This is a genomic window from Hymenobacter sp. HDW8 (genome assembly GCF_011305775.1).
In the GTDB taxonomy this organism is placed as follows: domain Bacteria; phylum Bacteroidota; class Bacteroidia; order Cytophagales; family Hymenobacteraceae; genus Hymenobacter; species Hymenobacter radiodurans.
In genome coordinates this window covers 1,904,011-1,929,371 of record NZ_CP049907.1, presented here as the reverse complement: position 1 = coordinate 1,929,371, position 25,361 = coordinate 1,904,011, and the positions used below count along the sequence as shown (strand labels likewise).

Annotated in this window: 20 protein-coding genes and 1 pseudogene; 8 read left to right on the top strand and 13 right to left on the bottom strand. The window is 54.7% G+C overall.

All coding sequences use genetic code 11. From position 1 onward, the window contains the following. The first annotated feature begins 116 nt into the window (after positions 1-116). Entirely contained in the window at positions 117-1,184 is a 1,068-nt protein-coding gene (locus tag G7064_RS07925) for a fatty acid desaturase family protein (protein WP_166073172.1), read from the top strand. Positions 1,185-1,262: 78 nt separating this feature from the next. Here G7064_RS07925 and G7064_RS07920 read toward each other — a convergent pair whose 3' ends face one another. The 7 genes from G7064_RS07920 to G7064_RS07890 all read right to left on the bottom strand — a co-directional run bounded on the left by G7064_RS07920 (position 1,263) and on the right by G7064_RS07890 (position 11,321). Then, the gene (locus tag G7064_RS07920; protein WP_166073171.1) at positions 1,263-3,545 is read right to left on the bottom strand and encodes a LysM peptidoglycan-binding domain-containing protein; all 2,283 of its coding nucleotides are present in this window, start codon (positions 3,543-3,545) and stop codon (positions 1,263-1,265) included. 184 nt (positions 3,546-3,729) lie between these two features. Beyond that, positions 3,730-6,603: a TonB-dependent receptor gene (locus tag G7064_RS07915; RefSeq protein ID WP_166073170.1), complete on the bottom strand. Its 2,874-nt coding sequence runs from the start codon at positions 6,601-6,603 to the stop codon at positions 3,730-3,732. A gap of 229 nt (positions 6,604-6,832) precedes the next feature. Beyond that, positions 6,833-7,477, bottom strand: coding sequence for an O-methyltransferase (locus tag G7064_RS07910; RefSeq protein ID WP_166073168.1), 645 nt, complete (start codon positions 7,475-7,477; stop codon positions 6,833-6,835). Further along, a complete protein-coding gene (locus tag G7064_RS07905; protein WP_166073167.1) occupies positions 7,474-8,280 on the bottom strand; it encodes a DUF4184 family protein in 807 nt (268 codons plus the stop codon). Before G7064_RS07905 ends, G7064_RS07910 begins: the two co-directional genes overlap by 4 nt. Before the next feature lie 46 nt (positions 8,281-8,326). After that, positions 8,327-8,815 carry a YDG/SRA domain-containing protein gene (locus tag G7064_RS07900; protein WP_166073166.1) on the bottom strand — a complete coding sequence of 163 codons (489 nt, stop codon included), beginning with the start codon at positions 8,813-8,815 and terminating at the stop codon, positions 8,327-8,329. 9 nt (positions 8,816-8,824) lie between these two features. After that, positions 8,825-10,057 (bottom strand): M16 family metallopeptidase, encoded by a 1,233-nt coding sequence (locus G7064_RS07895; protein ID WP_166073165.1) that lies wholly within the window; start codon positions 10,055-10,057, stop codon positions 8,825-8,827. Positions 10,058-10,235: 178 nt separating this feature from the next. Then, positions 10,236-11,321 (bottom strand): glycosyltransferase family 9 protein, encoded by a 1,086-nt coding sequence (locus tag G7064_RS07890; protein WP_317172843.1) that lies wholly within the window; start codon positions 11,319-11,321, stop codon positions 10,236-10,238. Positions 11,322-11,645: 324 nt separating this feature from the next. On the opposite strand from G7064_RS07890, the gene G7064_RS07885 reads away from it, so the two are divergent. Beyond that, on the top strand, positions 11,646-12,935 hold the full coding sequence (locus tag G7064_RS07885) for an aminopeptidase P N-terminal domain-containing protein (RefSeq protein ID WP_166073164.1): 1,290 nt from the start codon (positions 11,646-11,648) through the stop codon (positions 12,933-12,935). A 330-nt stretch (positions 12,936-13,265) separates the two neighbouring features. Next, positions 13,266-14,741, top strand: coding sequence for an OmpA family protein (locus G7064_RS07880; RefSeq protein WP_166073163.1), 1,476 nt, complete (start codon positions 13,266-13,268; stop codon positions 14,739-14,741). 512 nt (positions 14,742-15,253) lie between these two features. Here G7064_RS07880 and G7064_RS07875 read toward each other — a convergent pair. The 5 genes from G7064_RS07875 to G7064_RS07855 all read right to left on the bottom strand — a co-directional run bounded on the left by G7064_RS07875 (position 15,254) and on the right by G7064_RS07855 (position 19,055). Next, on the bottom strand, positions 15,254-15,823 hold the full coding sequence (locus G7064_RS07875; RefSeq protein ID WP_166073162.1) for a DUF4252 domain-containing protein: 570 nt from the start codon (positions 15,821-15,823) through the stop codon (positions 15,254-15,256). Between the two features lie 65 nt (positions 15,824-15,888). Beyond that, the gene (locus tag G7064_RS07870; protein ID WP_166073161.1) at positions 15,889-17,418 is read right to left on the bottom strand and encodes a hypothetical protein; all 1,530 of its coding nucleotides are present in this window, start codon (positions 17,416-17,418) and stop codon (positions 15,889-15,891) included. A gap of 201 nt (positions 17,419-17,619) precedes the next feature. Beyond that, positions 17,620-18,027 carry an EVE domain-containing protein gene (locus tag G7064_RS07865; RefSeq protein WP_166073160.1) on the bottom strand — a complete coding sequence of 136 codons (408 nt, stop codon included), beginning with the start codon at positions 18,025-18,027 and terminating at the stop codon, positions 17,620-17,622. Positions 18,028-18,157: 130 nt separating this feature from the next. Then, on the bottom strand, positions 18,158-18,601 hold the full coding sequence (locus tag G7064_RS07860; protein ID WP_166073159.1) for a hypothetical protein: 444 nt from the start codon (positions 18,599-18,601) through the stop codon (positions 18,158-18,160). A gap of 58 nt (positions 18,602-18,659) precedes the next feature. Continuing rightward, positions 18,660-19,055: a hypothetical protein gene (locus tag G7064_RS07855; RefSeq protein WP_166073158.1), complete on the bottom strand. Its 396-nt coding sequence runs from the start codon at positions 19,053-19,055 to the stop codon at positions 18,660-18,662. A gap of 184 nt (positions 19,056-19,239) precedes the next feature. Between G7064_RS07855 and polX the strand changes: the two genes are divergently transcribed. The 5 genes from polX to G7064_RS07830 all read left to right on the top strand — a co-directional run bounded on the left by polX (position 19,240) and on the right by G7064_RS07830 (position 23,818). After that, complete coding sequence (gene polX, locus G7064_RS07850; RefSeq protein ID WP_166073157.1) at positions 19,240-20,991, top strand: DNA polymerase/3'-5' exonuclease PolX; 1,752 nt, start codon at positions 19,240-19,242, stop codon at positions 20,989-20,991. 28 nt (positions 20,992-21,019) lie between these two features. Then, a complete protein-coding gene (locus G7064_RS07845; protein ID WP_166073156.1) occupies positions 21,020-22,084 on the top strand; it encodes a glycosyltransferase family 9 protein in 1,065 nt (354 codons plus the stop codon). 180 nt (positions 22,085-22,264) lie between these two features. Next, positions 22,265-22,921 carry a hypothetical protein gene (locus G7064_RS07840; RefSeq protein ID WP_166073155.1) on the top strand — a complete coding sequence of 219 codons (657 nt, stop codon included), beginning with the start codon at positions 22,265-22,267 and terminating at the stop codon, positions 22,919-22,921. Positions 22,922-23,073: 152 nt separating this feature from the next. Next, the gene (locus G7064_RS07835) at positions 23,074-23,523 is read left to right on the top strand and encodes an OsmC family protein (RefSeq protein WP_166073154.1); all 450 of its coding nucleotides are present in this window, start codon (positions 23,074-23,076) and stop codon (positions 23,521-23,523) included. Positions 23,524-23,545: 22 nt separating this feature from the next. Next, the gene (locus G7064_RS07830; RefSeq protein WP_166073153.1) at positions 23,546-23,818 is read left to right on the top strand and encodes a UBP-type zinc finger domain-containing protein; all 273 of its coding nucleotides are present in this window, start codon (positions 23,546-23,548) and stop codon (positions 23,816-23,818) included. A 100-nt stretch (positions 23,819-23,918) separates the two neighbouring features. Here the strand turns inward: G7064_RS07830 and serS are convergent. Then, positions 23,919-25,195 (bottom strand): annotated as a pseudogene (serS, locus tag G7064_RS07825) (serine--tRNA ligase). Positions 25,196-25,361: the final 166 nt, after the last annotated feature.

The window sequence follows — 25,361 nt, the reverse complement described above, 5'->3', positions numbered from 1 at the left end:
CACGTAGCTTGCAACCTAATTGTAGTTGAGTTGGTTTGCCTGGCAACTCAGGTGCTACCCAGAGGCGCAATTCCGCGTAAACTAGCGCTGGACATTCGCAAGAATCTATTTTCCATATGAAATCACTTCCCGCCGTCCTCACCGACCCGGTTTATCAAAAGCCTGCTGCCTACTCGTGGTTGGAAACGCAGTTGTTGAAGGTTTGCCAGGATGAGCGTGACTTGCCGTTTGCGCGGCTGCTATTCAATATTGCGCTCACGCTTATTCCGCTGGCCATTCTGCTGTATATCCCGGGCCTGCCGAATTGGATTTGGTGGTCGGCAGCGGTGCTATATCATTTTTTGAACAACGTCACCTTTAAGGGCCCTTTCGGCTTAATGCTGCATTGCGTATGCCATCGCCCCCTGTTCAAAAAGCAGCATGATTGGCTGAATATGTGCATTCCGTGGGTGATTGGGCCATTCTTCGGCCAAACGCCAGAGACGTATTATACCCACCACATGGGTATGCACCACGCCGAGAACAACATGCCCGAGGATACCAGCTCCACCATGAGCTACCAGCGCGACTCGTTTTTTGGCTTTCTACAATATTTAGGCGACTTCGTTACCGTTGGTATTTTTCGCCTGCTGTCTTACTTCGACCGCAAAAAGAAGAAGAAGTTCTACTTCAAATCGATTCGGGGCGAGGTGGCTTTTTTCGCGTGGTGCATTGGTTTGAGCTTCGTGAATTTCCCGGCTACGTTCGCGGTGTTTATTCTGCCCTTCATCATCTCACGAGTGGTGATGATGCTCGGCAACTGGACACAGCACGCCTTCGTGAACCCGATTGATCCGGCTAATGCCTACCATAACAGCGTAACGTGCCTGAACACCAAGTACAACCACAAGTGCTGGAACGATGGCTACCACACCAGCCACCACGTACGCCCCGCCCTGCACTGGACCGAGCACCCCAATCATTTTCTGAAAACGCTGCCCAAATACGTGCAGAACGATGCCATCGTGTTTGAAGGCATCCATTGGCTACACCTCTTCGCCTGGCTCATGACCAAGCGATATGACCTGATGGCCAAACACTTTGTGAACGTTGGCGACCGATATAAGAACGACGAAGAGATTATTGAAATGCTAAAATCACGGACCGTTCGCTTTTCCGAAGAAGCAACGTTAGCCTATAACTGAGCAGAAAGCAGATTTTACTCCAACAAAAAAGGACGGCGCTGAGCCGTCCTTTTTTGTTGGAGTAAAATCTGCAACGACCTACTTTGCTGCACGAATTGTCAGGACTTCTCCTGGCCGCACGTTGAAATCAGGCTTGCCATTCCACTCCATAATCTGCTTAATCGTGACGCCGTACTTGCGGGAAATGGCGTACATCGATTCGCCAGCGGCGACGGTGTGGCGTATGAGGCCCGCGGTAGCTGGTGTCGGCGTGGCTGTTGTTGCTGACTTGGCTGGGGTCGTCGTTGGTTGAGGTGTCGCTGGGCTGGGTGCAGCTGGCGTAGCTGGCTGTGGTGCGGGTGCAGCGGCTGTGGGCACCACGCGTAGTACCTGTCCTAAGCTAAGGGCCGCCGTGGGGGGCAAATTATTCCACGCTGCCAAGTCAGCGGGGCGCAAACCATAGCGCCTAGCTATGCTATACAGCGACTCGCTTTTTTGCACGATATGCTGTCCGCTACGGGGCACATCCAACACCTCAGTAGCCTCGGCAACGACTGGGCTTGTTGGGGCCGGACGGGGTGAAGGGGTAGTGACGGCTGGAGCCGGTTTGGCGGGAGCTGATTTAGTCGGTGCTGGTTTGGAAGACGCAGGCAAATCGCGGAGCACTACTTGGCTAGGGTTTTTTACCACAGGCTCAGCAGTGGTAGCCGTGTCAGCCGTGGACGTGCGGGTGGTGTCTTGTACTTGGCTGGGGGGCAAATTCTGGCTGGACGTCTGAACTGTATCCGTAGCCGCGACTTTTACGGGTGTGGTTGGCTGAGGCTTTACTCGGCTCGTATCCGGCGTGGCAGTCGTGGGGGGCAAATCTGCTGCTTCCGTGGTCACTGGAGTTGCGCTAGGGGCCGGGGTATCAGCCGCAACCACTATACTATCTACCTGGGGCTGTTCTATAATGGACGTCTGCTCAACGGGTTCGGTTGGAGTAGATTCCACTGGTGTCTTCGTTGTAGGCGTAAGAATGCGCCGTGGGCTGGTCGGCGCCGGCTGTGGCGTCGTTGTGGAAGCTGTAGCTGAGCTACTTGCCGGGCGCTCGAAAGCAGCCAAAGCGCGCTTGTCCTGGCTATCCACATACTCCACGGCCACTTCGCGCGGCCGCGTAAACTGGAGCCACAGCATCCGGCCGGGCCGCAATTCTTCGGTGCGGCGCATGCGGTTTTTAGCCAAAATAGCTTTTGTGCGCATCCCGTATTTCTGCCCTACTGTCGTTACGGTTTCACCGGGCTGCGCTACGTGGTACTGCACCGATGACTTATCCCGCTTCTTCTGCACGAAATAGGGTTGGCCTACTACCACGTTGTCGAACGCATACAAATCATTGTATTGCATGAAGCGCCGCATCTTCAAATTGGCCCGTTGCGCCAAGCTTTCCTTCGTGTCGCCGGGCAATGCCACAATGGCGCGCAGGCCGTTTATGCGCACAAAATCAGCGTTTTCGGGGTCTATTTCGGGCTGAGTTAGCAACTGTCCGGCGGTGGCAGTGCGCTGATTGGCGAGTAGGGCGGTGCGCTGCAACTCATCGGTGATAGGCACCAGCACCGTATAGGCTTTGCCGGCTGGTACGGCGCTGCCCCAGGAAAGCCAATGGTTATGGCGAGCCAGCTCGTCGGCATCGGTTTGGAGCGTTTGAGCTATAGAGGCGAGCTGCTGGCCGGGCTGCACCGGAAACTCCTGCAGCACCATAGGCGGCTTCGGATTCTGGCCCACGGCGGGTTCGTAGGCTATTTTGTGCGCTAAGAAGGTAAGAATGTACGGGTGGGTCTTTTCGGAAATCTCCATTTCCGTCGCGTCCACGTCAGTTGGAAGGGTGTAGGGCTTGGTGCCGGTCAGGCCCAGGTTGTAGCTGAGCAGTGTGTTTACCCAGTTGCGATACGTGGCATTATTACGCTTTAAATACGCGGCCGCGCCGCGGGAGGAAGCCACAATGTGTTTGCGCTCGTCCACGGTGCCATCTACCTGCACGCCTAGCTCCGTCGCTGACTCGCGCTTGAACTGCCAATACCCCACAGCATCGTGAATAGATTGGGCTTCGCCCTTCAACCCGCTTTCCTGCAAGGCTAGATAGCGGAAATCCAGCGGAATGCCCTCGGCCTGAAAAGTGCGGTCAATGAGTGGAAAGTAGGCGTCGGCCAGGTCAACACGGGCCTGAAAGGAGGGTTGATAGCGGCGCAAGGCATCCACTTTTTGCTGTACTGCCTGCCGGCCACCAGTTGTCAGGCGCAGACGCATGCCTCCAAAAGCAATCTCGGAAGGAACCGTTACGGCCTGGGCACTGACCAGCAAAGGCAGTATCCACAACAGAAACAGAGATATTCTTTTTTTCATCAGATACTAAATAACACAATCAGTAACGCTCGGCTACGCAGTTTATCTTACAAAGAAGGCAAATCTGCGGCGAAAATATGTCGTTGGCTTCCCTGAGCGACCCTGTAGAAGTAGGCTATAATTCACCAAAAAGCCCCCAGTAGCCAATGCCGACTGGAGGGCTTTTTCTTAGAGCCAGGACTGATTAGCGCGGTACGCCGTCGCCGCGGCGCTCCATCCGCTCACCCGCACCGCCCGTGTTGCTCATGGCGCTGCCGTTACGCAGGTTGTAGGTGAACATAATCATGAAGTAGCGCTGCAAAATATCCGTGCGGGTGTCCTCGATGTAGGCTTCCGTGACGTTGCGCTGAATGCTGCGGTTCTGGCCCAGCAAATCGAAGGCGTAGAGACGAATTTCGCCGCGCTGCTTTTCGAATATCTTTTTGCCGATGCTGGCATTCCAGAGCGCATATTGCTGGTTGAAGCCCGCTGCCAAGCCGCCGTTATAACGGTGTGTAACGTCGGTTTGCAGGGTGAAGCCGTTGCCCACAATCCAGTTAAAGCGGAGCTGACTGTTTTGCGTGAAGTAGTTGGTGTTGAGCTGCGTACGGGCCGTGTTACGGGCTCGGCTGAAGTTGGAGTTAGACGAAACCGTAAAGTCCAGCCGCTCGCTGATGTTGCTGCTTATTACCGCGCCCAAGCCCAGAGTAGGCGTCTGAGAATAGTTGATAACGTCGTTGATCAAGCCGGGCGTGCGGCTGTAGCCAGCCGTAGCGTTCAGGTTCAGGTTCGACTTAATAAAGCCCACCGGCAGCCCGTAGCTCAGCACACCCCGAAAGTTGTATTGCTGCCCCAAGTTGATAGGCCGCGTTAATTGCCCCCCAGCGGGCAGGCGTACCACGCCGCCGTTTAGCTGTAGTTCTGTGTCTTCAGTGGCAATGAAAGTGCTGTTGGTGATATAGTTATCCGTGAAATTGCCGAGTAGCAACGCAAAGAAAGTAGTCGACTTCTCGGGCTTCGCAGCTGAGTAGCGGATGGTGGCCGAGTGCTGGGTTTGCTGCTCCAGCGCGGGGTTGCCGGTGGTGAGCTGCAAGGGGTTGGCGTTGTTTACCACTTCCTGCAGTTGCCCAATGGATGGCGGAGGCGTGTTGGAGCGGTAGTTAAAGCGCAGATTCTTCTCCCGCGAGAAGTTGTAGCGCAGCATCGCGTTGGGCAGGAAATTATAAAAAGAGCGGTTTAGGCTGGTAGTCAGCGGAAATTCCTGGTCGCTGCGCAAGTCAGCTTTCTGGCCCGTGGCCCCCACCATAACCTGTAAGTCTTTCGTTTGGTGGCGGAAGCTGACGCCTACGCCCTGCGTGAGGTAAGTGTTGGTGAATACATTGCTCAGCGCTGGGTTCAGCTCGGCGTACTCACCAACGTCGTCCACAAAATCGAAGGTACGCTTGTCCGAGTCATTGGGCGTGTAAGCCAACGTGTAGTTGAATTGCAGCAGATCCTGCTTGGTCAGTGGCTCGGTGTACTCCAGGCGCGTGCCCAAGTTCCAGCCACTTTGCTCCAGAGTCGAAAACTGGTTCAGCGAATCGGTTTCGGAGAGGGTGAGCAGGTTGTTGTCGCCCTCCCGCTGATTGTAGTTGAGCGTCGCATTAACCGACATCGTGCGCCCCGGCTTGCCGAAGCGGTGGCGATAGAGCAGATCATTGCTCGAGTTGATGCCCGTGAGGGCAGAACGGTAGTCGCTCAGCACGTTGCTGCTGCTTTCGCCGTCGGCGGCCGTGAAGCCATCGAGGTTGCTGGTGCCTTTGTTCTGCTGAATAGACAGGCGCGGTCGGAAAAGGATCGAATTCGCCGAGTCTATTCGGTGCTCCAGGCGCAGATTAAAACGGTGGTTGATGTTGCGGCTGGTCGCCAGCGAATTTTCCGAATATGTTTGGTTAGCGGCTCCGTCGGAGAGGGCAAACTGGCGAAATAGGTTGGTGTTGGCCCGATTCTCCGACAAGTTGAAGAAGTAGCTGCCTGTCACCTGCGTTTTCTTGTTCCACACATCGGAGTAATTGAGGCCGATGGCGTGCGTGGTGGAAATGCCGCCGCTGGGGCTCACTAGAAAGTCGCCGGCGTTGTTGCCGCCACCCCCGGGGCCACCGCCGCCGCCTGGGCGTCCGCCGCCCCCACCGCCAGGCCGTCCGCCGCCTCGGTTGCCGCCGCCACCGGAGCTGCTGGCTACACCCAGCAAATCGTCGGTGGCAAAATTCTGCTCGTTGATGTTGTTCGATTGGGCTACTACCGAAAAGCGACGGTCGCCCTCAAACGAGTTGTAGTTACCACTCACGCGGTAGCGCTCCGGCCCGGCACCAGCCACAAATCGCCCAAACTGACCGGTTTTGAACTCCGGCTTGGTCACGATGTTGATGGTTTTCTCGGTGTTGCCGTCGTTGAAGCCCGAAAACTGCGACTGCTCGCTTTGCCGGTCCAGCACCTGAATTTTATCAATCATCTCGGCCGGAATGTTCTTCAGTACTGCGTCGGGGTCGTCGCCGAAGAAGGGCTTGCCATCCACCAAGATCCGCTGCACATTCTCGCCCTGGGCCTGTACGCGTCCATCCTGCACGGTTACGCCCGGCATTTTGGTCACCAGGTCCTGAGCATTGGCATCGGGGTTGGTTTTGAAAGCGCGGGCGTTAAACTCGGCCGTATCGCCCTTCTGCACCGCGGCGGCCGCGCGGCCGGTCACTTCTACTTCACCTAATTTTATTTGATTGGAACCCAGCAAAATGCCCCCCAGCACCACCGGCGCGCCGGCTACCGTGACGGGGCGACGCTGAGTTTGGTAGCTGACGAAGGAAATGGTGAGCAGATACCGGCCCGGCGCAACCTCGCTGAAGGAAAAATTGCCCCCCGGATCGGTGGCTACGCCTTGCTTGGCCGAATCGGGCAGGTGGATGAGCAGTACGTTGGCGCCCGGCAGAGCCGATTGGTCGGTGGCATCCAGCACGCGGCCACTCACGGTTTGGTTTTGGGCGAAAACAGTGGTTGCCGTAAAAGTCAGCCAGAAGCTGAGTAGCAGGCGTAGCGCCTTTCTCATAATCGATAGATCAGGGGTAATGCGGGCGTAGACGTCCCAGGAGGACGAAGGTTTAATCAGAAATTAAAAAGACCTTCATTTTGCTCATATAGTAGAGGCGTAACTACTAGCTTCTTCAACAAAAAGCCCCCCATATGCTATCTGGGGGGCTTTTTTATAAGGATTGAAACGGATTAAAAAAATCTGCTGACCTCAACACTTAGTTAACCGATGAAGCTTACCGTTGATGTTATAGTTTGCGCAAGAGCAGCAGTCCGTCGCGGAGGGGCAGGAACACGTTTTCTACTCGTGTGTCGGTTTGAACTTTGTCGTTGAAGGCCCGTACCGCGTGCGTATCCTTATCAGCGGGCTTTACGGAGTAGGAGGGCAGGACTTTGTCGCCCCACAGCACGTTGTCGATCAGCAAAAAGCCCCCCGGCCGTACCTGGTCAATAATCAGCTCGAAATACACATCATTATTGATTTTGTCGGCGTCGATGAAAACCAAATCCCAGGTTTCAGTGAGCGTGGGCAGCACGATGCGGGCATTGCCGATGTGTAGGTGAACCCGATCGGTAAGGTTGGCGGCGGCTATGTACCGGCGAATGCGGCTTTCCAGTTCCGGGTTGAACTCAATGGTGTGCAATTCACCCTCGGGCGCTAAGCCTTCGGCCAGACAAAGCGCCGAATAGCTCGTGAACGTGCCAATTTCGAGAATGCGCTGGGGCCGAACCATGTGGCTGATCATGCTTAGCAGCCGGCCCTGCAAGTGACCCGATAGCATGCGAGGGGCCAATACCTGCACGTGCGTTTCGCGGTTGAGGCGGCGCAAAAGCTCTGACTCGGGCGTGGTGTGGGCTTCGGCGTACTGGTGGCGTTCGTCGTCGGGGGTCACAGTTGGAGCTGCTTTTGGGTGATTTCGTGGGCAATATCTCGCTTGAGGTCGCGAGCAGCGCGGGCTTCCTTCGAGGGCTCAAAATAGCGACGCATCAACGTTGAGGTAATTAGCAAGGCTAAGCTGATAGCGCTAATGCCCGTCACGATTAAGTAGGTAATCACGCCGCGCTCATACGTTTCATGGATAAGCATAAAGGCAACCCAAAAAATAGCCATTAGCACCCCAGTAAGCGTCCAGAAGAGGCGCTGAATTTTGCTGGTGGCTTTTACCAAGCGTGGCTTGGCGGGGAGTTTCCACACAAACCAGGCAATAGCTACCAAGCCGATTACGGAGGAAATGTATTGCAGCCACCGATAAAGCGTGAGTGGTCCCACGCGCAGGTTCAGGAAATCGATGCCTACTGTAATAGGACTATTGTTGTGCGTGAAGGCATCCCAGAAGATGTGCGACAGGCTACCAATCAATACGCCCAGAATGAGCCGCTTGCTCCACAGGTTTCGGAGGGGCCAGGGTTGCTCCGATAGTTGACCTAGTCGTGCCCTCAAAAACGAAGGCAGGCTGCGAACCAGCGGACGCTTCACCACCAAATGAAACAAGCCAGCAACTAGTAAGCCCAGTGGCAGATCGAACCAGAATATGCCGACCCACGTGTGGCCGTAGGAACCATAAGGCTTTAAGCGTAGGAAATACTCGAAGTCGGGAGCCATGCTGCCTAGCACTAACCCCGTAACGGACAACCAGCGGCGGGTTTTGGCTAACAAAGGCAATACAAGCGCCGGATGCGAAAGAGTAAAGGGCATTCTGAAGCAATTAGTAACGAAAGGAAAGCACAAGCATATAGCGTACTTAAATATCCGCGGCTGAGTTGGGGGCGCCTTCGGTTAATGGCATTCTTTCCAGCTTAAAGCGCCAGATGCTGAAACCCGATTTGCCCGTTTCCTGCCAATACGCCGTGGTGCGGTACAGGCCATCATACCGGTAGAAAAAATGCCCCCCAGCCTGCTGTATACGGCGCACCACGCGCACGGGCAGGCCGGTAGTACAGTTGCGCGCTAGCTCTAGGTTGGCGCCGGTCAGGGTTTGATCCGCTACTTGTTGGCCAGAAGTGCTGCTGCGCCCACCCTGGCCCGTGTAGAGGATGACGTGGCCCAAGTCCACGTCATCCTCATAGCCTTCGGCTAATACAATGGATTCGGCGCCTAAGCCGCTCCGCGCTCCAATGCCAGCGCGGGTGGGGCGGTGCACGCCAGAGGCACTCAGCTCCAGCCGATTCAGGAACTCGTAGCCTTCCTGAAAACCGGCAACGGCTCCAAACGTGGCAGGCTGCTTGGCCATCCTAGTGCTTTACTCGGGCACGTACTGCAGCACGCTCAGATTGTCTTCACGCAGCACGTCGTTAGCCAGTTCACTCAGTTCGAGGGCGGTGATGGCGCGAATACGGTCGAAAATCTCGGTGAGGGGTTCTACGCGGCCAATGTCGAGGGTGCTTTTGCCCAGGAGTTGCATCAGGCCGCTATTGCTTTCCTCCGACATCGCCAACTGGCCCATCAGCTGCTCTTTGGCTGTGTGCAATTGCAGAGAACCCAAGGGCTTTTCGCGCAGAATTTTTAGCTCCTTTTGCACTAACGCTAATGTGCGCTTCACCTGTTTTTTCTCCGTGCCGAAGTAAATGCCGAACAAGCCCGTGTCGGTGTAAGGCGAATACGTGGCGTCGATGGTGTACACCAGACCATATTTTTCGCGCACACCTAGGTTCAGGCGAGAGTTCATGCCAGGGCCGCCGAGAATGTTAGTTAGCATGAAAAATGGAATGCGGCGCGGATCTTCAATCGCATACGCCGGGCCACCAATCAGGCAATGCGCCTGCGTAATAGGCTTGCGCTCCAATTGCTCTACCCGTTGATAAGAAGAAAAGGGCGTACGCGGCCGGGGACCCAAGCGGGCAGGCAGCGGTGCCAGGTATTTTTCGGCCAAGCGCTTCACTTCCGTAAACGGCAGATTACTCACGGAGCTAAATACAAGCCGGTCGGTGCGGATATTATCGGTCAAGAACTGGCGAAAATCCTGCTGCTGAAAGCCCGAAACGCTCTGGCGAGTACCCAGAATGTTGTGGCCCAAGGCATGATTTCCAAAAATAACGGCGTCGAAGTCGTCGATGATGGCGTCCTCGGGAGCGTCGTGGTACATGGCCATTTCTTCCAGAATTACGCCGCGCTCCTTCTCAATCTCGCGCTCCGGGAACACGGAGTGAAAGGTGAGATCGGTGAGCAGCTCGAAGGCGCGCTCGAAGTGCGTGCTGAGCAGCGAGGCGTAAAAGCAGATTTTCTCTTTCGTGGTGTACGCGTTCAATTCGCCCCCCACGGTTTCGAGGCGGTTGAGAATATGGAAGGAGCGACGCTTTTCGGTGCCTTTGAAGGCCATATGCTCCCAGAAGTGAGCCAGGCCTAATTGGTGCAAGTCCTCATCGCGCGAGCCAATGTCGAGCAGGAAGCCGCAATGCGCGATTTTGGTGTGCAGTACTTGTTTGTGCAGCACGCGGATGCCGTTGGGCAACTCGTGCGAATCGTAATCGGCCATTTAATACGGGCTTGGAGTCTTGAAAACTGCAGAGGGCAACATGGCTAAACGTAACCACAATTTTGCCCCCCAACTAGTAATAACCAGCTATGGGCTCGACTGGTTTCCTTCTATTTTCTGGATGGTGAGAAGGAGCGCAAAGGTACAAAAAAGCCCCCCGCAACGAAGTTCGTTTGCCTTAGTGCTGCGCCGCAGCCCACGCCTCGGCCTCAGTCAGTGCCTCGATGAGCTGCTGGGTTTGAATGCCGCGGGCGCAGTAAAAATGGCCTAGGGGGCATTTTTTGTAGCCATGCAAGCCGCAGGGCTGACAATCCAACTGTTCCTCGATCTGCACCACCCGCGAAAACGGGCTCAGGGGTCCGAAGCCAAAAAACGGCACTGTAGAGCAGAAGACGGCACATGTAGGCGCGCCCATCGCGGAGCACAAGTGCATAGGCGCCGAGTCGTTCACGTAATTAAGGACGGCTCCGCGCATCAGCGCCGCCGATGCCAGCAAGGGAAGCTGACCCGCCAAGTTTACGACGCCCGCCCGGCCGCTTTCCTGGCGCAGGCGCTCACACACGGCGCTGTCGGGGGGCGCACCCAACAGGTACACACTATAATGAGGAGGTAACGCGCGAAGCAGTTTCAGCCATTGCTCCTCCGGAAACTGCTTCGTAAACCACACCGACGTGGGCGCAATGCAGACATAAGGCCCACGACTCACATAGGAGGCCACGATAGCCTCATCGGCGGGGGTGGGGAAAAGGCGGGGAGGGGTAAGTGGGGCTTCCGACTCGGGGTAGAGCAGATGAAGGTTGCGCGTTACCTCATGAATTCCTTGGCCCATGAGGTGGGGCGTAACTTGAGTAAAAGCGAACGAAAGCGGATTTTTGTCGAAGCCAATACGCTTGGGGGCACCCGAAAAAGCGGTAAGGAAACCCGTGGAGGCAAAGCGCTGCAACGTGATAACCCGCTCGTAGTCGCCTGCTCGGATGGTGCGCAACAAGCGCCACAGGTCGCGGTATTTATGGTTTTTCTTGTCCCAGATTAGCACATCGCGCACATGTGGGTGCTGCTCTATCAGGCCCTCGTTGCCTTTGCGGACCAAAAAATCGACGGGCGTATTCGGTTCCGTTTGGCGTAGGCGTTCCAGCAAGGCCGTGGCCAGAATAACATCGCCAATAAAAGCGGTTTGAATAAGTAGAATGGCGCGGCGCGGGTGCGACTTGGGCGGCATCAGAAACGGAAAGGAGCGAATATAGCGGGGGGCGAAAATACCCAAGCTACCATAGGATACAAGCTTATGGCAGACCCTCGAAGACCATATTTGTGATTTTAGGGCTATAACACCAAATAGCCTGCCTAAAGTGCAGTGCATGGCCGAGAAAGAGTACCACCGCCGACCTGATGCACCAGCCTATGTGAAGCCGGAGGAAAAAAGGATCGAATAAGGCGCGTTTTTCGCAAAAAAGCCCCCCGAAAACTTGGGGTGGCCCCCGAGCTTCTTCACGTGACAAAAGGCGAGGTATGCGGCCTTGGGCTCATTCTCCTAACTTGCAACCGCGCCCCGGCGCCTACTATCTTCCTCCCAACCCTTGTCCGTCCTATGCGTTACGGTCCCCTTGATCCCCAGCTTTTTATTGAAAACCGCCGCAATTTTGTGCAGCAGCTGCTTCCGGCGTCGTTGGCCATTTTTCACGCCAACGACACTATGCCTACTAATGCGGACGGCACGATGGCGTTTCGACAGAATAATGACCTATTCTACCTTTCCGGCGTCGATCAGGAAGAGAGTATCCTGCTTTTGTTTCCGGATGCCAAGCTGCCCCAACACCGCGAAATCCTGTTTTTGAAGGAAACCAGCGAGCATATTCTCATTTGGGAAGGCTATAAGCTCACAAAGGACGAGGCCCGCGCCAACTCCGGTGTTCAGACCATTCTGTGGCTCGACAGCTTCCAGCAGGTGCTGCACGCCCTTATGAATGAGGCGGAGAATGTGTACCTCAATACCAATGAGCATATTCGGGCGGTGGTCGAAGTTGAAACCCGCGATGCTCGCTTTATTAAGGAGATAAAAGCGAAGTACCCGCTCCATCAGTACCGCCGCGCGGCGCCGCTGTTGCACCATTTGCGAGCCATCAAGAGCCAGGAGGAAATCCGGCTGATGCGCGAGGCGGCCAATATTACGGAGAAGGCGTTTCGCCGTTTGCTGGGCTTCGTGAAGCCCGGCGTGTGGGAATACGAGATTGAGGCCGAGATTCTGCACGAGTTTGTGCGCAACCGCTCGCGCGGGCCGGCTTACGGTAGCATCATTGCCTCGGGTGCCAGCGCCTGCATTCTGCACTACGTGAGCAACGACCGTCAGTGCCAAGATGGCGACGTGCTGCTGCTCGACTTTGGGGCCGAATATGGCAACTACGCCGCCGACCTTTCGCGCAGCATTCCCGTGAATGGAACGTTCACCAAGCGTCAGCGTGATGTATACGAAGCCGTGCTATCTGTCATGAAGTTTGCCACCTCGCACCTCGTGGCCGGCAATAATATAGAGGACTACCACGCCGCCGTGGGCCGGCACATGGAGCAAGAGCTAATTAAGCTGGACTTGCTCAACGAGGCTGATGTTCGGAACCAAGACCCAGCCGCGCCGCTCTATAAAAAATACTTCATGCACGGCACCTCGCACTACTTGGGGCTTGATGTGCATGATGTGGGGGGCAAATACCGCACGTTTGAGCCGGGCATGGTGTACACCTGCGAGCCGGGCATCTACATTCGGGAGGAAGGTTTGGGCATCCGACTGGAGAATGATATTCTTATTACCCGCAGCCAGCCCGAAGACTTGATGGCATCCATTCCGCTGGAAGTCGCCGACATCGAGCGCCTCATGGGTAGGTAAGAACTCAGCTAGCTGCATTGAGGCTCAACAGCATCAAAAAAGGGGCGCTCCTAGGTGGAGCGCCCCTTTTTTGATGCTGTTTCAACAGGTAAAATCAGTTTTTTTGAAAATTAAAAAAGATAAATATTCCTTTGCTGCCGCATAGGCAAGCCTGAAAATCAGGCGGAAACGCTGTTTCGGTGGAAATAAGTTCAGAAAAATGCCCCCCATTTGAGGTCCTGACAACAACCTTATTCGTAATGGAAAGTATAGGCAGTCAGTTAAGGCTCTTATTCAACCCCGAATAAGCTGCTAAAACCAAAGAAAATGTTTTCACCTAACCTGTATGCTATGAGACACCTTCTAGCAAAATCTGCGGTCTTGGGATTAGCGCTGCTAGCAGCGGCCCCCGAGGGTCACGCTCAAAGCGCGGACCGCAAGACCGGCATTAGCCTTTACGGCAGCACCCTGCAATACCACGGCGACCTGGGCTCGGAGTGGTTCAAGTCCAACAAGATCGAAGGCGGGGGCGGCATCACCCTGTCCCGCTACCTCACCCCGGGCATCGACCTGGGCTTGTCGGCCAACTACGGGGACATGAAGTTCTCCACCAAGGACCCGTTGCGGCTGCCCATCCGCCGCTTCGACGCGAACGTGACCACGATTGGGGTACCCATCAAGTTCAAGCTCAACAACGGCTGGGCCTTGAAAGAGGACGCCGTGTTTGCCCCCTACTTGAGCCTGGCGCCGGGCTTGATGATTGCTTCGTCGGATAAGTTCATCAACACGGGTGTCGGCGGGGAAACCTTCCAAGGCAACAAGGACCACTACGCCGCTTACCTGCACGGGGCAGCCGGTATCGCCCTGAACTTCTCACCTTCCTTCGGCATTTTCGTGCAGACGGGCCAGATCTACGCCCTGACCAACACGATTGACAACGTAGACGAAGGCGATCTGAATGACCGCTACCTCCAGCACTCGGCCGGTATCACCTACAACTTTGGCAAGCCCAAAGATGAGGATATGGACGGTGTGCCAGACCGCAAAGACAAGTGCCCCGCCACTCCAGCCGGCGTAGCCGTGGATGAAGCTGGTTGCCCATTAGATGGTGACGGCGACGGTGTACCGGATTATCAAGACAAGTGCCCCACCGAGAAAGGCTTGGCTAACCTCGAAGGTTGCCCAGACCGTGATAACGACGGTGTACGTGACTCTGAAGATGAGTGCCCAGACCAAGCTGGTACGGCTGCGCTCCGTGGTTGCCCTGACGCTGATGGCGACGGTGTAGCTGATAAGAATGATACTTGCCCTGATACCCCTGCCGGTACGCAAGTTGATGCTACAGGCTGCCCTGTAAACGTTGACCAAGACGGTGACGGTGTTCCAGACAACGTTGATAAGTGCCCTGGCACCCCAACTGGCGCTACTGTAGACTCTACTGGTTGCCGCGTGATTGACCCTGCTTTGATGGAGAAAGTACGTCCTGTACAGTTCGAAACCAACAGCACGGTGATTCGTCGCCAGTCGTATGGTACGCTTGACAACATGATCAAGATCCTAGATCAGTACCCCGAGTACAGCCTGCGCATCGCTGGTCACGCTGATAGCCGTGGTACCAACGAGTACAACCAAGCTCTGTCGGAGCGTCGTGCGGCTTCGGCCAAGCGTTACTTCACCGGCAAGAAAGTTGATCCGAACCGTGTTACTACGGTAGGCTTCGGCGAAGATCAGCCCGCTGCACCGAACACTTCGGCTGCTGGTATGGCTAAGAACCGCCGCGTAGAATTCACCTTCGAGTTCTACATCCCAAGCCAGCCTCAGCCATAATTGCTGATCGGCTTTAGCCCCAAAAAGCGGCGGACCCACTGGGTTCGCCGCTTTTTTTGTGCCTAGCTGCTCCTAAATGCAGCGCGCTATTATGAAAAAGCCCCCAGAAAGTTCTAGGGGGCTTTTTCTAGTTGTAGAAATCTTGGCCATTTAGGTCTGGTTTCTTCTAGTAAAATATGGGTATTGATTACAATGTCTGCTAAACAACACCCTACCCTGATGAATCCATAGAAGGGGGACTCCGGTTGGATGTACAGAAGTCTTCTAACCTCCAGCTTTTACGAAGTGTCTATCGTGGTAAGCTGGCATGCTTTAAATAATAGACTACTAGAGGTTTATTGGGCTGGGCATTGCACCATCACCAATGAGGATCAGATGGTGTAGAAACTCGAATTGTCGCGTTTCTACACCGTTCATAGAAGGGTTATGCAACTGTTCATGATAGTATAGATAATAAAAAAGCTCCCCAGACTAAGTCTGGGGAGCTTTTTGGGTATAAAAAGAGATAATTTCTATTGGGTCAGCTCTCCAACGGCGCCGGGCAGGAATTTTATAAGCTCATCAACCTGGGAGCGCGTAAAGTTGCCGGATACGGCTATCAAGGCAAACGATTCGGGAACGGCTTCCACGTTGCCGGTAGCAACCAACTCTGGCACCCGGTCGCCTTGCTGGCGGATAGCATAGCGCGTGATGGTAGTGCGGGCCGAATCGGCGGATACGGGAATGGAAGTGTATCGCTCGCTGGCCAGCAGGCCGTCTACTTCCTTATTGAGGCCAGCCGCTACCAGCCGCTGGGCCCGATCGGTGGTAGGCGTGAAAGTGAGCATGCGAATTTCGCGCACCGATGTTAGCGCCTGCGCCAGTTCATTATTGCCCCCCAGTTTGCCCAGACGGGCCAGCAACAGACGGGTAGTGAAGCCCGCCGACAGGGTAGTGGCTTTAAAGCCGGACCGGTTCTCGTATTTACGAAAAAACTCCGCTACCGTGCGGGCTGGGGTTTCGGGGCCGCTTGTGCGGCAGCTTACGGTGAGGGCGAGGCCGAGTACGGCGACCAACGAAAGCAAACGTAGTTTGGTATACATAGGGAGGAGCAAAGGTGGTTTGGCTCCCATACGTAGCTTGACGGTGGCCCGTTCAGGTGGCGCTGTTAATCGAAGGAAACAGTGTTGAGAAAAAATACGTCGCGACCTCCACCCCGGGGAGTGCGCACATATTGGTAGCCAAAGGCTAAAAAACGGCTGCCATACCACGCTTGCATGCCCTCATAATTAGTGCTGCTCAGCTTCTCCTTTACCTCTGGGTTGACCGTCTGCAACGGCACCACTAAGTCATTAGGAGTGGGTAAGCTGCGGTCAATTATTTTGTAGTGGATGTTTTCTTCTTCCAAATACGTCATCACAAGGCGTTGGCCATCGGGCATGGGCCGCAGCCGTACTGTTTCCTCCAGCTCATACGATTCCACGTCTTTCAGTACGAAGGTGTTGTCCCAGATTAGGTTGCCGCGCCGGTCGAAGCCGCACACAATGGCGTGGGTCGTATGATAGCCGTCGAACTGCCGGTAGCGGGTGCCTACCATGCCGGGACCGTAACTGTCGCTGCGGTAGCGCGGATAATACACTTCCGCTACCAGCACGTAGCCGTTTTGGAAAGGCAATAAGTCATGCACAAGCAGTCGGTAGCGCAGCGGCAACTCCCGATTGGCGGCGCGGCGCTCCTGACTGCGCTGCCGAATACGGGCTGCTCTGGCGGGCTTTAGGTAATCGAAAAAGTGCTTTAGACGCGTAAAATCATAGAAGCGCAGAGATTGGCGAACGCCGGTTGGAGTAGTGCCGGCCGTGAGATCAGCCGAAAAAATGCCCTGAGAATAACGCGGGTCGCGGAGGGTGTACGTGCCGGCCAGCATCCGGTCGGAGCTGTCGCCGAGGCTGACTTGGGCAGTAATCAGGCTGCGCTCACTTTCGGTTTGGACAAATTCGGAGTTCAGCAATTCACCCTCCGACGAAAGCTGTTTTAGCTGCAAGCGCGATTTAACCCCGTTCGACTGGCGCATAATTACTTCGGCGCGCTTGGTAGCGGAGTCGGTGAGGAAGGTGAGTTCCGTGGTAAGTGGCTCGTACACAGAAGGCAGCAATTGGTGTTTGCCGGTTTTCATATCCAGCTTCACTACCGTCATGTGCTGATCCAGGAGTACCGTCACAAACAGATTGCCCGCCAATACTTTTTGATCCAGCACATCGCGCGTCACCTCCGTATCGAATTTAACAAGGCTTACATCACCGGTGCGACTATCGAGACCAGCCGCTAACAAGCGCTCCGGCGCGTAGCGCGACTGAAAAAGGGCGTACACGGCCGTGGCCTCAGCACTCATCAGCTTGAACTCGTACTCAATCGGAATATCGAGATTCCGCGCGCCCAGATCCTTCAGCTGGTGGTCAAATTTGTGGAAGGTGTAGCTGGTGCGCGAGCCAATAAAAACGTCTTTCTCCACCAGCATCACCACGCTGCTGTCCTCGGGAATGGCCAGTACGTGCACATCCGTATCATACTGAGTAAAAGGTAACTCCAGGCGGGTAGGCTGACTAGGAACGAGGGAAGGCTCGGGCGCCTGGGCAAGCACTGGCTGACCCGCTATTGCTAGAGCCATAATTCCCAGCCACACGACTATTATATTTTTCATAGCTGACATACGCCCTATTCGCTGTGACGCTTAGTAAGATACGACGAAGACGGCATAAAGTCACGTGGTCCAGTTAGTTGCCGGGGGGCTTTTTTTGCGTGATTACGCTGGTAATAAAAAGCCCCCCAGCCCACGCACAAGAGGAAAGGCCAGCTCTACGGATGGTAGACAGGCTTTTTTGCCGAAAATATGGTTCAGTACTTAGCTGCCCAACTCCAGCACAACATCAAACTCCTCGCTGCGCAGCGGCATCACCGACAGGCGCGACTGGCGCAAAAGGCCAATCTGGCTCAGGCGCGCGTCGAGCTTAATGGCGGCCAACGACACAGGTTTAGGTAATGGCTGGTGCGGACGCAATGCCACGGCTACCCAGCCGCTTTCGGGTGGGGCGGTAGCATCGGGGGCGGCGGGAGCAGCTACCTCAGCCATGCCGACCACAGTTTTGTCGGTTACGCTGTGATAGAACAGAACAAGGTCGCCGGGCTGCATCTGTTGCAGGTAATTGCGCGCCTGAAAGTTGCGGACGCCAGTCCAGTCGGTGCGCCCGTCGCGCACAAAGTCAGCCCAGGAATAGGCCGTAGGTTCGGATTTAACAAGCCAGTAATTCACTTCAAAAAACTAAGTCAGCTGGAGATTCAGGAAATACAACACGCAAAAAAGCCCGGCAAAAGACGCTCTAAATTTCTTTAGAATGGCTTTTGCCGGGCTTTTTTGCCCCCCAACAGTAGTCGGAAGGTGCTTAGCGCAGGCGCAATACAACTAGCTTGTCGTTCTCAACGCGCAGCACGCGCAACCGAAAGGGAGGTCGCAGCTCCGCGTTTTCGAGCGTCATCGTCAGGATATCCTGGTTTTCCTTCATGGGTTCCCAGCGACCAATATGCGCCTCTGGGGCATCGGCCGGACCAAACGTGTAGAACATAAACTGGCCATCCTTATCAAAGCGCAGCCCATCCAGATAAATAGGGCCGTAGCGGGGCACGCTGGGGGGCATTATATAGCCCTGGGGCCGGTAAATAACGGTATCACCGGGCCGGGCCTCATGCGAGTTATACCAGGAGCGACCGTAGAGCGGCCCCGTAGGTCCCTCTGGGTTTAGCTTCATCAGGTCGCCTACGTTTTCAGTACAGGCCGCCAATACCAGTGCTACAAAAGCGGTTAGGAGCGTAAGAGTAAAAATGCGCATAATTGAAGATAGAATAGAACAGTACTAGGAGGCGCAAGCTGAACGAAAGGTTGCAAGCCTATTGTGGCAAGCGACGAACTTTCAATAAATCTTTGTCCAGCGACACAATTTCGAGCCTGTAGCCGGGCTCTTCTTTATTATCGGGGGTAATGCGTAGTACCGTCTCACTTTCGGCCTTCCACTGGCCTTTATGCCCTTCGAGGCCATCGGTGGGGGCAATGTCGTACTGCGTGAAGAGACCATTATGCTCGAAGCAGAACCCCGTGCGGCCGCGCGAGGGACCAAACGAATACGTATTAGGCCGATATACTTCCACATCTTCCGTGTCCTCCTCGTGGGCGTGCAGCCAAGTGCCTTCAAGCAAGCGCAACTGCGGCGACTTGCGCGGGTCGGGTTTGCACGTTACGGCCAGCAGCAACACACTCAGGCAGCAAAGCAGAGAAAACAGGCGCATGACAACGGCGTAAGAGTGGGAAATGGACTTGTAAATTAGTGGCTTCTATTTCACCATCAATAGTTGTACCCGAAAACACCCGTTGCCTTTATTAGCCTATATTATTTAAAACATAATATTTCCCAACACTGTACCTTTACTTTCCTTCTCCATCCCCCGCTGGGGGGCAAATTCTGCTTCTGTTTTGGACAATCGCGCCCTGATTCGTGCCTTCCGCCTTGCGGCCTCGCTGCTGGAAGTGCACGATGAAAACCCATTTAAAATTCGGGCCTACGAAGGCACCGCTGCTGCCCTCGAACGCCTAGAGTTTTCGGTGGCCGAAGTAGAGCGCACCGGCCTGCCCGACCGCACGGGTCTGAGCAAAACTGCCGCGGCTCGCGTGGCCGAAATGCTGGACACCGGCTCTTTCGAGGAACTGACGCGTCTGCTCAGCATCACGCCGCCCGGTGTGGTGGAGATGCTGAATATCAAGGGCATCGGCCCAAAAAAGATTCGGGCGCTGTGGCGTGAGCTGGGCGTCGAAAGCCCCGACGCGCTGCGTGCCGCCGCTGAGCGTGATGAGGTAAGTAAGCTCAAAGGATTTGGCAAAAAAACGCAAGACGCCATTCTGCAAGCCCTCGAATTCAATGACCAAAGCCGGGGCAAGCTGCTGTATCCGCAAGCCGAAGAGCTAGCCGCCGATTTGGTTGCCCGCTTGCAGGAGGAACTATTTACGGAGTCGGTAGCGGTAGCCGGGGAAGTACGCCGACGCCTGGAGGTAGTGGAAAATGTGGTGCTGGTAGCCGCTACTACCCAGCCAGAAAAAGCACATAAGCTACTAAACTCCCTGGATGGCCTTACCGCCGACCCCATGCGCTCGGGCCCTTTTGCGTGGCGCGGGACTGCTACAACCTCCGGTGTAAAAGTGGAGGTGCTGCTAGTGGCAAAGGAAGATTTCACAAATCAACTCTTTCTGTTGACGGGTGCCGAGGCGCATTTGTCTGAAATATTTGCCCCCCAAGCTGCGCATGGGCAGCCGGCTACGTTGCGGCAGTTGCTGAAAAAGGAGCGATTCTACCAAGAAACGGCCATTTACGAAAAAGCCGGACTGCAATACGTAGAGCCTGAATTGCGTGAAGGCCTTGGTGAGCTAACATTAGCCAAAGAGCACAAACTGCCCAACTTGCTGGAAGATGCCGACCTGCGCGGTAGTGTGCACAACCACAGCAACTACTCCGATGGGGCGCATACGCTGCGTCAAATGGCCGAGTTTCTGCGGGATGAAGGCTACGAGTACCTGGGAATTTGCGACCACTCGCAGGCCGCGCACTATGCCAACGGCCTCAGCCCGGAGCGCGTGCGCCAGCAGCACCGCGAAATAGATGAACTTAACAAAGAACTGGCCCCCTTTCGCATTTTTAAGGGTATCGAAAGTGATATTCTCGGCGATGGTGCTTTAGATTATCAACCCTCGGTGCTGGCCTCGTTTGACTTTGTCGTGGCCTCCGTGCATAGCAACCTCAAAATGGATGAGGCCCGTGCTACCACGCGCCTGCTTCGGGCCATTGAGAATCCGTATTGTACGATGTTGGGCCACCCAACCGGGCGGTTGTTACTTCGCCGCGAAGGCTACCCAATCGACTATAAGGCTGTTATTGATGCCTGCGCTAAGCATCAGGTTATTATTGAGATTAATGCTAATCCGTGGCGGCTAGATCTAGACTGGCGCTGGGTGCGCTATGCCCTCGATCAAGGCGTGAAACTGAGTATCAACCCTGATGCGCACCACACCAACGGCTACGCGGATATGCGCTACGGCGTGTTTATGGGGCGCAAAGGTGGCCTGACGAAGGAAATGACGTTTAATGCCATGTCGCGGGAGGAAGTAGACACGTACTTTGCCCAACGGAAAGCCAAGATTAAGCCGGCCGAAGAATTCAAAACGACTTTGTTTTAATGGTGGCTCGGCTGCCGTTAAATAGCTTATGAAAATTCTTGTTCTGCGCTTCTCCTCTATCGGCGACATTGTGCTGACAACGCCCGTGGTGCGGGCGCTGAAGCAGCAGGTGGCGGGTGCGCAGGTGCATTTCTGTACCAAGCCGGCTTATCGCAGTATCATCGAGCCAAATCCGTATGTGGCTAAGGCGCATTACCTTACGGGCTCACTCACGGACTTGGTAAATGAGCTGAAAGCCGAGCGTTTCGATTACATCATTGATTTGCATAATAATCTGCGTACCCGTTTGCTGAAGCTGCGGTTGGGAATACCTTCGTCGAGCTTTGACAAGCTCAATCTGCGCAAATGGCTGTTGGTGAACCTAAAGATAAATACCCTACCACAGCAGCACATTGTAGATCGCTACTTAGCTGCTGCCGCGCCCTTGGGCGTGCGCAATGATGGTCAAGGCTTAGATTACTTTATTCCTTCCAAGGATAAAGTGAGCCTTAATACGCTTCCTGTCGGCTTTCAGCAAGGCTATGTGGCCTTTGCTATTGGGGCGCAGCATGCCACCAAGCGCCTGCCCGTCGACCGGATCATTGAGTTATGTGGGTTGTTGCGCCGTCCAGTGGTATTGCTTGGCGGGCCTGAGGACGAAACGACGGGTCATGTGGTGGAACTGGCCTTTGCCAAGCACGCAGCGGCCTCGCCGCCACTCGCGCGGAAAGTGCCCGACAGCCCTTATTATTTTCCTTCGGAGGCCAGCATTGCTAAAGCGCCCCACACTATTATTTATAACGCCTGCGGGCAGTATTCGCTCAACCAATCGGCCTCTTTGGTACAACAGGCGCAGCTAGTAGTGAGCCACGATACGGGTCTGATGCACATTGCGGCAGCCTTTAAGAAAGAGATTTTCAGCATTTGGGGTAATACGGTGCCGGAGTTTGGCATGTATCCTTACCGCACCGAGTTTCGCATTCTGGAAAGGCCAGGGCTCTCGTGTCGGCCGTGCTCTAAGATAGGTTATGAAAAATGCCCCCAAGGCCATTTTAAGTGTATGCGCGAAATTCAATTTGACTTGGATTTGCCCCCCACGCGCGATGGGCGTTGATAGAGTGTTTGCTGGCAACTAACAGGGAGCGTAGGAATGCGAACATGGCCTCTGAGGGCTATATCCTGAAGCTGAATAAAAAAAGAGGGCGATATACGAATATGTTGTTTTAAAAGTTGCAAAGAAGTTGTTGATTTGCCGATAAAACCATATTCTAACCTTTCCTCTTTTACTTCATTTATGCGCCTTTTTACGCTTGGGGCTCGCGCCCTCACGCTGGTTGTGCTGTCCTTATGTACAGCTTGCGGTCCTAACATTTATCTGGCGAACGACTTTCGCTCTTATGCCCCTAAACACAAAACGGTAGCCATTCTACCCGCTTCCGTGACAATGCAACTGCGCCCCAACCAAGCACGCAATACGACAGCGGAGCAGCAGCGCGACCTGGAATACAAAAGTGGTATCGACTTTCAGGAAAAAATCTATGCGTGGTTGTTGCGTCGGAGCCAGCAGCGCGGCTATACAGTTCAATTTCAGGACGTAACGCAAACCAACGCCAAACTGCGTGAGCTCCAGATTCCGTACGAGGAATTGCGTACGCACTCTGCCCAAGAACTTGCTAAAGTACTCGGCGTTGATGCTGTATTGACTACCAGCGTACGCACCACCAAGCCCATGAGCGACGGTGCTGCCTTGGCTGTGGGTGTATTGGTAGGTGCTTGGGGCGCCACCAATCAAGCCAACATTACCGTCAATATCCACGAATCGGACGCCGGTAAGCTGCTGTGGAAGTACGACTACGTAGCTGCTGGCTCGGTAGGAAGCTCGACGGAAGGTATGGTGAACATGCTGATGCGCAATGCTTCGAAGAAGTTTCCTTACACGCCCAAATCCTAAGGTGTAGTAAATCTGACATTCGTGTCAAGAATAGGAGGGCTGCTTCTGTCATTGGGTGGGAGCAGCCCTCTGTGCTTATAGAACTTTATCGCAGTGAGATAATTGAAGGAGAAAAAGAGTAAATTTTAGCTCTCCTACCTATTCCTAGTACTATGGCTGATAGTTCTGTTAAGTCCGTTCTTGTGAAAGTTGGTCCTGATGCTCTGCTAGCTGATGTGCAGGCCGGACGCCATACGTTTGTGCTGGATGAGCCCGAAGGGGTAGGTGGCGAAGACCGAGGACCAACGCCGTACGATATGTTGCTCGCGGCGCTGGGAGCCTGCACTGCTATCACCCTGCGCCTCTACGCCGATCAGAAAAAGTGGCCTCTGGAAGCTATAGAAGTTCGCTTACGCCATCAACGCGTGCATCGCACCGACTGCGAGCAGTGCGAACAAGAAGGCCAGATGCTGGAGGAAGTAGAAAAGGAATTGCGGCTCGTGGGGCCACTCACGCAGGAGCAGCGCCAGCGATTAGAGATAATTTCGCAGAAGTGCCCCGTGCAGAAAACCCTGATGAGTGGCTTGCGCATCAGAACTCAACTGGTGCCCGAAAGCAACTGATTCCTCTTCTAAAACCATTTTTATGGAAGCTAAATCGCCTTGCGCTCATCTTGGTAGCTTAACAGCGATTATCAAGGATGAGCAGTACATCTGCCCCGAATGCGTAGCCCAGGGCGACGAGTGGGTACACTTGCGCGTATGCCAGACTTGCGGCCACGTGGGCTGCTGCGACAACTCCAAAAACAAGCACGCTACTCGCCATTTCCACGCTACCAATCATCCCGTCATCACCTCCGCCGAACCCGGTGAGCGGTGGGCCTGGTGCTACGTTGATAGCGCGTTTGTTGAGTATTAACCTATTATTTATAACGTGCTTGAAAACGGACTTGACCAATACGGGCAAGAAAAAAGCCCCCCAGACAACGTCTGGGGGCTTTTTTCTTCAAATAAAGAAACTAGTTGCTGATCTTATCGAAGCCGCAGTAGCTGTGCAGCGCTTTTGGCAAGTGGATGCCGTCCTCAGCCTGGTTGTTTTCCAGCAAGGCAGCTACAATACGAGGCAATGCGAGGGCCGAACCATTGAGTGTATGCAGAAGCTGAGTTTTGCCACCTTCAGCACGGTAGCGCAGCTTAAGGCGGTTAGCCTGGTACGTTTCAAAGTTACTGGCCGAGCTTACTTCCAGCCATCTGCCTTGGGCGGCGCTCCATACTTCGAGGTCGTAAGTGAGGGCCGACGTAAAGCTCATATCGCCGCCGCAGAGGCGTAGCACGCGGTAGGGCAATTCCAGCTTTTGCAGCAGGCCCTCAATATGGGCCCGCATTTCCTCCAAAATAGTGTAGCTCTGCTCAGGTAAGGCTATTTGGACGATTTCTACCTTGTCGAATTGGTGCAGGCGGTTGAGGCCGCGCACATCGGCACCCCAAGAGCCAGCTTCGCGCCGAAAGCAGGGCGTGTAGCCCGCATTGCGAATGGGAAGCTTATCGGTGGCAATAATCTCGTCGCGGTAAAGATTGGTAATGGGCACCTCGGCCGTCGGAATCAGGTAGAGATTGTCCTGCGCGTCGTGGTACATCTGGCCATCTTTGTCGGGCAATTGGCCCGTGCCGTAGCCCGAGGCCTCATTTACCAGAATGGGCGGCTGCACTTCAAAATAGCCGGCCTCCCGCGCTTCATCCAGGAAAAAATTGATAAGCGCACGCTGTAAACGCGCACCTTGCCCTTTATATACCGGAAAGCCAGCGCCACTGATTTTGTTGCCCAGCTCGAAGTCGATGATGTCGTATTTCTTAATCAAATCCCAGTGGGGGAGGGCCGTGGGGGCAAATCTGGCTTTGTGCCGTGCTCTAATACCACTTCATTCTCCTGCGGAGTACGGCCTGCGGGCACGCTACTATGGGGCAGATTGGGCAGCTTGAGCAGTAGCTGCTGTAAAGCAATTTCTACCTGTCCTAACTCGTCAGCGTGGGTTTTGATATCGGCTTTGAGGCTCGCAGTACGGGCTTTCAGGTCTTCGGCTCCGGCTTTGTCGCCGCTCTTCATCAAGCCACCAATTTGGCGCGCCAACTCATTCGCTTCAGCCTGGGCTGAGTCGTGGGTGGTTTGCAGTTGACGGCGGCGCTGATCGAGGTTGAGAATGGCCGTCACGTCGGCCTCAGCAGTTGGGTAGTACTTTTTGGCTAAGCCAGCCAGCACGAGGTCAGTGTGTTCTTTTAAAACGGAAACTTGCAGCATAGGGCAAAAGTAGGGAAGTAGCGGAAGCTTTTTGTAGTCGGAGCAGTCGTAAATATCAGGCTGCCCTAAACGCCCTACACAAGTAAATAAGCCGGGGCGAACCATTAAAGCAGCGCGAATGTCCTTACTATTGTGGCGAATAGCCCGAAAAAAAGCGTATCTGATT

Bases quoted from the DNA above. Each gene is read 5' to 3' on its own strand.
- G7064_RS07925 (WP_166073172.1), top strand. From the start codon at position 117: ATGAAATCACTTCCCGCCGTCCTCACCGACCCGGTTTATCAAAAGCCT.
- G7064_RS07920 (WP_166073171.1), bottom strand. From the start codon at position 3,545: ATGAAAAAAAGAATATCTCTGTTTCTGTTGTGGATACTGCCTTTGCTG.
- G7064_RS07915 (WP_166073170.1), bottom strand. From the start codon at position 6,603: ATGAGAAAGGCGCTACGCCTGCTACTCAGCTTCTGGCTGACTTTTACG.
- G7064_RS07905 (WP_166073167.1), bottom strand. From the start codon at position 8,280: ATGCCCTTTACTCTTTCGCATCCGGCGCTTGTATTGCCTTTGTTAGCC.
- G7064_RS07900 (WP_166073166.1), bottom strand. From the start codon at position 8,815: ATGGCCAAGCAGCCTGCCACGTTTGGAGCCGTTGCCGGTTTTCAGGAA.
- G7064_RS07895 (WP_166073165.1), bottom strand. From the start codon at position 10,057: ATGGCCGATTACGATTCGCACGAGTTGCCCAACGGCATCCGCGTGCTG.
- G7064_RS07885 (WP_166073164.1), top strand. From the start codon at position 11,646: ATGCGTTACGGTCCCCTTGATCCCCAGCTTTTTATTGAAAACCGCCGC.
- G7064_RS07880 (WP_166073163.1), top strand. From the start codon at position 13,266: ATGAGACACCTTCTAGCAAAATCTGCGGTCTTGGGATTAGCGCTGCTA.
- G7064_RS07875 (WP_166073162.1), bottom strand. From the start codon at position 15,823: ATGTATACCAAACTACGTTTGCTTTCGTTGGTCGCCGTACTCGGCCTC.
- G7064_RS07870 (WP_166073161.1), bottom strand. From the start codon at position 17,418: ATGAAAAATATAATAGTCGTGTGGCTGGGAATTATGGCTCTAGCAATA.
- G7064_RS07860 (WP_166073159.1), bottom strand. From the start codon at position 18,601: ATGCGCATTTTTACTCTTACGCTCCTAACCGCTTTTGTAGCACTGGTA.
- G7064_RS07855 (WP_166073158.1), bottom strand. From the start codon at position 19,055: ATGCGCCTGTTTTCTCTGCTTTGCTGCCTGAGTGTGTTGCTGCTGGCC.
- G7064_RS07845 (WP_166073156.1), top strand. From the start codon at position 21,020: ATGAAAATTCTTGTTCTGCGCTTCTCCTCTATCGGCGACATTGTGCTG.
- G7064_RS07840 (WP_166073155.1), top strand. From the start codon at position 22,265: ATGCGCCTTTTTACGCTTGGGGCTCGCGCCCTCACGCTGGTTGTGCTG.
- G7064_RS07835 (WP_166073154.1), top strand. From the start codon at position 23,074: ATGGCTGATAGTTCTGTTAAGTCCGTTCTTGTGAAAGTTGGTCCTGAT.
- G7064_RS07830 (WP_166073153.1), top strand. From the start codon at position 23,546: ATGGAAGCTAAATCGCCTTGCGCTCATCTTGGTAGCTTAACAGCGATT.